This window comes from Mycobacterium sp. (genome assembly GCF_040509115.1).
In the GTDB taxonomy this organism is placed as follows: domain Bacteria; phylum Actinomycetota; class Actinomycetes; order Mycobacteriales; family Mycobacteriaceae; genus Mycobacterium.
The window spans coordinates 1-8,305 of the sequence record NZ_JBEVLO010000089.1; the positions used below are offsets into that span (position 1 = coordinate 1).

An 8,305-nucleotide genomic window follows, 5' to 3' on the forward strand; every position below is an offset into this window, starting at 1 on the left:
TGACCAACCAGCGGCAGGCCTTCCTCAGGGACGGTCCACCCTCGGCCGCCACCCGCATCGACCGCATCGACCGCGTCATCGACCTCATCGTGTCCAACGGCGACGCCCTCGTCGACGCACTCGTGGAGGACTACGGGCATCGATCCCGTGCACAATCGATGCTGTCGGACGTGGCCGGACCGCTACCCGGCATCAAACACACCCGCAAACATCTGCGAAGTTGGATGAAACCGACGCGACACAGCACGGGAGTAATGGGCTTGGCCGGTGCCCGCGCCTGGGTGGACTGGCAGCCGCTGGGCGTCGTTGGTGTGATCAGCCCGTGGAACTTCCCGGTCTGTCTGACATTCGACCCTGTCACCCAGGCGTTCTCCGCCGGAAACAACGTCATGGTGAAGTTGTCGGAGTTCGTCCCGGCCACCTCAGAGCTGATCCGCGCTGAGATCGCCAAGCGCTTCAATCCCGAGGAGTTACGGGCGTTCACCGGCGGTCCCGACGTAGGTGCGGAGTTCAGCGCGCTGCCATTGGACCACATCATGCTCACCGGATCCCCTGGTACGGGCCGGCACGTACAGCGGGCCGCCGCCGACCACCTGGTACCGGTCACTCTCGAGCTAGGTGGTAAGTCGCCGGTTGTGATCTCGTCAAATGCGGACCCGAAGGTTGTCGCCGACCGGGTCATGGTGGGCAAGACGATGAATGCCGGCCAACTGTGCCTTTCGCCGGACTACGTCCTGATTCCGGCCGGTCTCGAACGAGACTTCATCGACCGCATCAGGTCCACCGTGGCGCAGATGTTTCCGCGGATACTCCACAACGACGACTACACCTCGATCGTCAATGCCCGACACTTCGACCGCCTCCACGGGCTCATCGATGACGCCAGAGCCAAAGGCGCCGAGATCATCACCATCAATCCAGCGGGCGAGGATTTCTCCACTCAGGCCGCTCACAAGATCGCCCCCACCTTGGTGCTCGGCGCGACCAGTGACATGCGGATCATGCAGGAGGAGATATTCGGACCACTGCTGCCCATCGTGACCTATACGTACCTCGACGAGGCGATCAATCAGATCAACTCGCGCCCAAAACCACTGGCTGCCTACTACTTTGGTCCCGACGACGGCGATCGCCAGCGGTTCCTCGACCGCACCTATTCCGGCGGAGTAACCATCAACGACGTCACTTTGCACTACACCGTCGCCGGAATGCCGTTCGGCGGCGTCGGGGACAGTGGGATGGGCTACTACCATGGCCGGTCGGGTTTCGAAGCGTTCAGCCACGGCCGTGGTGTCATGAATGCCCCATCGCGGTTGTCCATGTCAGCGGCACTCGCTGCGCCATACACCGGAGCCAAGCAACGCGGGTTACGCGCGATGATCGCCTTGGAGAAACGGGCGGTACGCCGACGATTGGGCAAGGCCGGGCGCTGACGCCTAGCGACTATGCCGCGTTGCGCGCCAAGGGGACCGAAAGGGTTCGGTCTCGTCGCGAACGTGTATCGACGCCTCGTGGTCGGTCCGGTAGTTCCACCCGATCGCACGTCTGTGCATGATGTGCGTGCTGACGACGAAGCGAGACCTAGGGCCTTGGTGTTTACGCGAGGCCACTGGGCGGTGCGCAGGGGTGTGTCAGGTGACTGTGGATGTGCAGAAATGGGTCTGGGTTACCGCCGTCGCGCTTGGCGGTACATCGCGGCGGCAACCGGGATTTGGCGCTAAACGGCTTGCGGGACAGCCACTATCACGCTTACTAAGTTTGACGACTCTGGCGTTTCTCTAGGATGAGGTGGAAGGCACCGCAACAACTTTGAGCCGACAACAGCGCGGCCAAGGACCCTGCTACCGGCGTATCGACCTCTCAGGTCAGGACACCTAGCAAGTGCCGCGCGGATCATCGTCGATCCGGTCGGCGAGCTGACCTAAGGCACGGACATGCGCCCGAAGGGATGCCGCGATAGAGCTCGACGCATCAGATGTAGCCGGAGCCGACGTCAGTGCGGGCAGCACGAACCATCGGAACCAGTTGCGGAATTGGCTGACGTCGTCGTGGAGCACCGAGATCGCGGTCAGCAACTGGGTAACCAACCAGCGCACGGCTTCCGTTGGCGGATAGTCATTTCGAAACTCTCCCAATTGCTGCGCCTGGGTCACCAGTGGGCCCAAGAATGAGTAGGCAGCTTCGCGAGTGGCGGGCCGATCAAGGCTTTTGGGTCCTTCTTTGACGAATTCGGCGAGCACTGCATCGATTGGGATTGCCGTGAAAAGATAGACCATTGCCTCTGTCAGTCGGGTCGTCGCAGTGCCTTCACGGGCGACGAGATCTATCGCTTGATCCAGCAGACGGCCCGAACGGACGGTTGCCAAGTGCAACAGCAGATCGTCGCGCCCCGAGAAATAGCGGTACGCGGTCGAGCGGGAAACTCCGGCGCGTTCGGCAGTTGCTTCGATAGAGACCGCTTCGCCCTGTGCGAGGAGCTGGTCGGCTGCTGCCAGCAGCGTGCTGCGGATATCGGCCACGGTTCAGGATGTCACGGGAGCGAGCGGTGGTACGACAGCCGGACCCGATGCGGACACTGAGACGGCAGCTGAATTTGTCTCGCCTCATGAGACAAGATACTGTTACGTCCGCGACGGTGTGAGCTAGATCTCTAGGAGATGACAAAGTGACAACTGAAGTGCGTGGTCCACAGATTGACGAGGCGCGCAAGCGGTACGGCCTCGCGGCGGCACTTGTTTTTGGGTCTTTGGTCGTCTTCGGCACACTCGTCTTTTTCGTGCCGGCGCTTCTTGGACAGAGCCCTTTCGCCGACCATCCGGTAGTGATACCCGACGCAGTGAAAAACCCGCCGGCAACCTGGTTCTTTAACTGGGTGATCCCGGCCGCGGCGATCACAGTTTTCGTCGCGTTGACTGTGCAATCGGTGCGGCGGAAGTCGCTGTCGTGGTACTGGCTGTTCTTCGTTAGTGGCGTGGCGTCATTCTGGGTGGAGACGATTGCCGACTGGGGTATTTACTTGACCTACAGCCCCGCGTTCGCGACCTATCAGCTGCCATTCAATTACCCATGGCATGTGTGGGACAACCCCGTTTTCGTGCCGTTCGCATACGGCGTCTACTGGGGCATTTTTCCATACGTGGTATTGCGGATCCTCCAGTTCGTTTCGACGCGAACTGGATGGGGCGAACTCAAGTCGCTCTTCATCGTCGGAATTCCATTCAGTTACTGCTGGGATCTTCTTGTCGAAGGGACCGCAACCTACTTCGGATGGTGGACCTACGACCCTCCCCTGGGGCCCCACTTCTCATGGGTTCCTCTCGGCGGTGCCGGCATCCAAACCCTCGTCATCCCTCCTCTGCTGATGATCATCTGGCCCAACGTGGTCGCGTGGATGGCCGGCGATCCTAGGGACGGCACGTCGCCGCGCATTGCACGCCTGTTCCGCATTCCCTCTCATCGCGACGCAACTGGTGTTGGTGCCCCATCGCTGCGCGAACTGGCTACACCGACCCGTACGTCGTGGGATGTCCGGCACGAGCTGATCAAGCTCGGTGGATGGATCTCAGTGTTCTACTGGGCGCAGGTGACGCAGCTCTTGCCAATCATGCTCATCAGGTACATGTTCGGCCACGACAGCGTGTTCGCGCCTTTCCCGAACTGGCCCTGAACGGATTAACTTCACCAACTGAATGGCGAGGGACTACCTCGTACTTAAGTTGAGCCGCGGGGTGTCAATACAAGCCGCGGGTGCGACTGCGGAATCATGGTCCACGTCGAGTCAAGAAGCTGGGCGAGATCCCCGCTGGCGCCAGCTGGATCGCAAGTCCCCGGGTTCACTCACCGAAACTCCCCACCTGATGGCGGGGTCCGTGTATCGCTTGGCGGGTGCCGGTTATGGCTCGGTGAAGGGTGTCTGCGGCGGCGTGGTGGTCACGTACGTAGGACTCTCCGTCGAGGTTGACGACCACGGCGTAACGTCCGGTCGGGCATGACAGCAGCGACGGTGATATCGCGACGGTGCCAGTCGCCGACGCCACGGTTGGTGGTACGACGTTGGACGCCCTGGGTAGCGTGGGGAGACACCTGAACAGTGCCGCGGACGCTTCGGCTAGCAACGGCAGATAGCCCGTTTCGCCGATGACGAGCAGGGTGGGGCATGCGAAGAAGCGCATGGTGGTTCGCCCAGCGCCCTTTGATCACTGCACGGTGGCTGCGTGCTCTCGGTCACGCCTTTTGCGCGGATGTGATTCTCTCCCAGGTGGTTTTGGTGATTCCCCGGTCTCGCAGCGCTGCCTTTCTTACCTTGCCGGTCGCGGTCCTGGGCAGTTCGTCGACGATGTCGATGTAGCGAGGAACCATGTACCTGGGCATGCGGGATTCACAGAACGCCGCCAGTTCGTCGGCTGCCAGCGTGGTCGATGACACCGACACGACGATCATCACCTCGTCCTCGCCGTACGGTGAGGGGACAGGAATGGCCGCGCACTCGCGCACCGCGGGGTGGGCGAGGACTTCGGCCTCGACCTCCGCCGAGGAGATGTTCTCCCCCCGGCGCCCGATCGCGTCCTTCTTGCGGTCCACGAAGACGAAGCGGTCATCGTCGTCTCTGGTGAACATGTCGCCGGTGTGAAACCAAAGGTTGCGCCACGCGGTGACGGTGTCGGCGGATCTGCCGAGATAGCCTGCGGACAACCGCCAGGGTTCCTCGGTGCGCACGACGAGTTCACCTGCCGCGCCGCGGGGCACCTCGTAGTCGTCGTCATCGACCAACCGCAGTTCGTATCCCGCGCGCGGTTTGCCGCACAATCCGGGGAACAACGGTTCGGAAGGCTCGTGGACCAGCGGACAACTCAGTTCGGTCATGTTGTACATAGTGGTGGCCTGAACACCGAATCGCTCGCAGAACGCCACGGCCTCCACGGGCGGCACCATGATGACGTGCCGCAACGGGTTGTCGGCATCGCCGGGGCTGGCTGGCTGCCGAAGCAGGAAGTGGATGATGGCGGAGAACACGACGGCCTCGGTGCACCGAAACGCCGTGACGTCGGACCAGAACGCCGAGGTGCTGTAGCCATTGCGCAGAACCACCCGACCACCGGCCTGCGCCATGCTGAAAAACGGTCCGAGACCGCTGATGTGGTACAGCGGAAATGGCGTATAGTAGGTACTCGAATCATCAAGCGGGAACGGGTATTCCGCAGTGGCGTGGAGCTGTCCCCAGGGCATGAGGACACCCTTGGCGGCACCGGTGGTCCCCGAGGTGTACAGCACCGTCGCGACATCGCGCATCGTGGGCGCGGTCCGCGACACGTTGGTTGGTGAGTCCGGCACGATCTGGCCGCGCTGATGCACCCTGAGGTTGGAGACGGTGTACGGCAGCGGATCTGGGCACAGGAGGTCGGTCAGGGCGGTGGCGGCAGCAACGTCGCTGATCTGCTCGACGTGTTCGGTTGCCACCACGGCCACCTTGATCGTGGAGTCGACGAGCACGTGCTCGAGAGTCCGGCCGCGCAGCAGGGTGTTGATCGGGACGGGTATCGCGCGCAGCCACGCCAGTCCCAGCCACGCGCAGAAGGCGTCGAGTCCGGCCGGCATCATCAATCCGACGAGCTCTGCTGCTCGCACACCGATTCGTTCGAATCCTTCGGCCCAGCACAGAGCTTGGTCGTGGACCTGGCGGTAGGTCATTGCACCGCCGTCGACGTGTTCGAGGAACACCCGGTCGGGATTTCGTTTGGCGTGCAGGGCGATGAGGCCGGGTAATGCTGTCGAGGTCACCGGCGATCGTTTCCGTTCAAGTGGGTCGCGTCCTCGTCGAGGCGGGCGCGGGCGGTGCCGATGCACAACGGCCGCGATTGCGGATCGCCGGTGTCGAGGCGGACGTCGAGCACCATCGTTGCGGCGCCGGTCTCCTCGGGGTGGCGTTCGGACAGCCGTGACCGCACAACGACGCGGCTTCCCGTGAGGGCCATGCCGATGAACTTGAGGTCCAGTCGTCCGGTCAGGGCCCAGGTCGCACCGAAGATGTCGGCCATGGCTAGATCGCAGATCGAGAGTAGGTGGGGTGCGGAGACGAGAAGCGCTGGCAGGCCCGCGGATTGGGCCGCCGTCGAACTGTAGTGCACGTTGGAATCTGCTCCGGGGGTCCCTGTCCAATAGGCGCGGCTAGCGGTGTCGGTGAGCTCGACCTCGTATGACCAGGCGTCGTGGCCGGAGGCGGGGTGCGCCATCACTGCACCGGCTCGGGAGACGGCGTCGGGACCGGTGTCATGACGGTCACGGTGCCGACACAGGCGAGCGTGCCGTCGGCGGTTTGGACGGTCATCTCGGTGCACAAATGGTCGCGGCCATTGCGGATGTATCGGTCAACGACGCAGATCACCATCGTTACTTCCTCGCCCACGTGCATCGGAGCGTGGTGCTGCCAGCTCATCGAGGCGGTGAGTACCGTCGTGCCCCATAAGGGCGGAACACTGCGCTCACCCAAGGCGAATAGCTGCGGAGCCAGCGCGACGGCGGGCACGACCCGCGGCGCGGAGGTGGTCCCGTGGCCGCGGCGGGGGGCGCCGGTGGTCTCGAGGTACCGGTCGGCGATCTCCTCGTCGAGGACTAGAAATCGGCGGTCGAGTTCGAAGCCGGGTTGATAGGGATCGTCGGCATTGGTCATTGATTGCTCCGCACCGGCGGGCGCTTCTGCACGAACGGCATGATTCCTTCGGCCGAATTTTCTTTGAGGAGAACGTGTTCGGTGGCGGTGCTGGGATTGTCTACGAGGTCAAGATCATCCAACGCGTTTATGAGATGCTCCCGAAAGTGCAGATCGTCTTGCGGCCATTCGACTTCGACCCTCTGTGCTCACGGGTCGATCGAACTCCCTCGAGTTAACCGCCGACCCCAAAATTAGTCAAGCATACTTCACTAACTCCGGCGCGGTTCAATCGCCGTGACGGATGTGTGCGACCTGCGCAATGCGCGTGGACAATTCGGCGAAGCCGCGCTCGCCGAGTGCCGACTTGAGTTCGGCGTTGATCTCCTCGGCGATTTCCATCGCGTCGGTCAACAGACCCAACCCCTTGGGCGTGTAGTGGATCGTCTTTGCGCGGCCGTCGGTGGGGTCTATCCGGCGTTCGACGTAGCCGAGGTTCTCGAGTTCCGAGACCAGTTGAACAACAGCGGTTTTCGACACACCTTGGATTCGAGCGATGTCGACCTGCGGCTGCCGGTGAGCTTGAGGTGGACGAGGAGGTTGGCGTGCGCCGGTCGCATTGCTTCGTGGCCGCGTGCCCGCGCGCGTTGATTGCTCGTGCTGACCATCCACTCACCGAACTCGATGACGTGCCGTTGCAGGGACCCCGACAGGAAGTGCGCGATGGCGTCGGTGCCGGCCTCGCCGCTGTCCTTCTCGACGGGATCGTCGGGATCGCGTTCAAGCACGATCCGAGAGTATCAACTGTGGTGTGTCGCGATTGTTTCGTTACGCATCCGATGCCCAGTGGTGAATAGCGCGACGAAGATGACCGCCCACAGTCCGTCTGCGGGGCCGTTGAGGTGGAACATCCGAAAGTTCTGCGGTGACAGGGTTTTGAGTTCAGCTCTGCGCCTCGGTGAGGTCGTGAGCAGCCAGTGCGTTCCGGCGGCGGAGTAGTACAACTTCTCTGCGGCGAACACTGCCAGGATCCTTGGTGAGCGTGCCGCGGTATCGGCGCAGGTCCAAAAGGCCGCTCCCCACAGCATCGCCATCAGCATCGACTTGCGGTTGTAGGTGGTGGGGGCCATCTGGAAGTACGCGTCGTCGGTGAACGCCTTGGTGGCCCCTAGAGTTCCGGCGACGTTGAACAGCCCGGCGATGCGTAGGGCCCATCGCACGTTGCGCTCGTAGTTGGTCGGGTTCATGGTCATCCGCGCTCCTCGGTGGTGGTCGTCGACGGTCGCAGGGCGATGGGCGCTTGGAGGTCGATGCTGACGCCGTCGAGCACGATGGTGGCCAAAGGGCGTTTTGGTAGCCCGAGCTCGCGAAGCAGCTGGGCCATCGGATGGGTACGTCCCACCCGAGGTCTGGTGCCCCCGAGTTGGAAACGGAGGCCGGTGAGGTGGGTGACACTGGGGGACAGTTCGATCCCGTGGGGCACCGGTGTGAGCCCGACAACGGTGCTCGAGGTCGATAGCGGAATCCGCGGCAGCCGTGTGCGCCAGCGTGTCTCCAGGATCGTCTCGCCGGTCGAGCGGTCGGCGAGACGGCATCCCGCCGCGGGTCCGCCGACGGTGAGGTCGATGTCGGCGATCCATTTCGGTAGGTGCCAGATGG

Annotated in this window: 9 protein-coding genes and 2 pseudogenes; 2 read left to right on the forward strand and 9 right to left on the reverse strand. The window is 62.8% G+C overall.

What is annotated here, in order from left to right:
- Window positions 1-1,433 (forward strand): coniferyl aldehyde dehydrogenase (locus ABW137_RS07510; RefSeq protein ID WP_526398463.1); only part of this gene is annotated, 1,433 nt, incomplete at its 5' end.
- 441 nt (window positions 1,434-1,874) lie between these two features.
- Here ABW137_RS07510 and ABW137_RS07515 read toward each other — a convergent pair.
- Entirely contained in the window at window positions 1,875-2,519 is a 645-nt protein-coding gene (locus tag ABW137_RS07515; RefSeq protein ID WP_526398465.1) for a TetR/AcrR family transcriptional regulator, read from the reverse strand.
- Window positions 2,520-2,665: 146 nt separating this feature from the next.
- Between ABW137_RS07515 and ABW137_RS07520 the strand changes: the two genes are divergently transcribed.
- Window positions 2,666-3,667 (forward strand): hypothetical protein, encoded by a 1,002-nt coding sequence (locus ABW137_RS07520; protein ID WP_526398467.1) that lies wholly within the window; start codon window positions 2,666-2,668, stop codon window positions 3,665-3,667.
- A gap of 166 nt (window positions 3,668-3,833) precedes the next feature.
- On the opposite strand, the pseudogene ABW137_RS07525 reads toward ABW137_RS07520, so the two are convergent.
- From ABW137_RS07525 to ABW137_RS07560, 8 genes and pseudogenes are all read right to left on the reverse strand, one after another.
- A pseudogene (locus tag ABW137_RS07525) lies at window positions 3,834-4,218 on the reverse strand (ATP-binding protein); the annotation flags it as partial.
- A 6-nt stretch (window positions 4,219-4,224) separates the two neighbouring features.
- Window positions 4,225-5,778 carry an AMP-binding protein gene (locus ABW137_RS07530; protein WP_526398469.1) on the reverse strand — a complete coding sequence of 518 codons (1,554 nt, stop codon included), beginning with the start codon at window positions 5,776-5,778 and terminating at the stop codon, window positions 4,225-4,227.
- Window positions 5,775-6,230: a hypothetical protein gene (locus ABW137_RS07535; protein WP_526398471.1), complete on the reverse strand. Its 456-nt coding sequence runs from the start codon at window positions 6,228-6,230 to the stop codon at window positions 5,775-5,777. Before ABW137_RS07535 ends, ABW137_RS07530 begins: the two co-directional genes overlap by 4 nt.
- Complete coding sequence (locus ABW137_RS07540) at window positions 6,230-6,667, reverse strand: FAS1-like dehydratase domain-containing protein (RefSeq protein ID WP_526398473.1); 438 nt, start codon at window positions 6,665-6,667, stop codon at window positions 6,230-6,232. The genes ABW137_RS07535 and ABW137_RS07540 overlap by 1 nt, the downstream gene beginning before the upstream one ends.
- Window positions 6,668-6,934: 267 nt before the next feature.
- Complete coding sequence (locus ABW137_RS07545) at window positions 6,935-7,186, reverse strand: MarR family winged helix-turn-helix transcriptional regulator (RefSeq protein ID WP_526398475.1); 252 nt, start codon at window positions 7,184-7,186, stop codon at window positions 6,935-6,937.
- Window positions 7,117-7,434 (reverse strand): hypothetical protein, encoded by a 318-nt coding sequence (locus ABW137_RS07550; RefSeq protein ID WP_526398479.1) that lies wholly within the window; start codon window positions 7,432-7,434, stop codon window positions 7,117-7,119. Before ABW137_RS07550 ends, ABW137_RS07545 begins: the two co-directional genes overlap by 70 nt.
- 12 nt (window positions 7,435-7,446) lie before the next feature.
- Complete coding sequence (locus ABW137_RS07555; protein WP_526398477.1) at window positions 7,447-7,899, reverse strand: hypothetical protein; 453 nt, start codon at window positions 7,897-7,899, stop codon at window positions 7,447-7,449.
- Window positions 7,896-8,305, reverse strand: a pseudogene (locus tag ABW137_RS07560) (hypothetical protein); the annotation flags it as partial. The pseudogene ABW137_RS07560 and the gene ABW137_RS07555, both read right to left, overlap by 4 nt.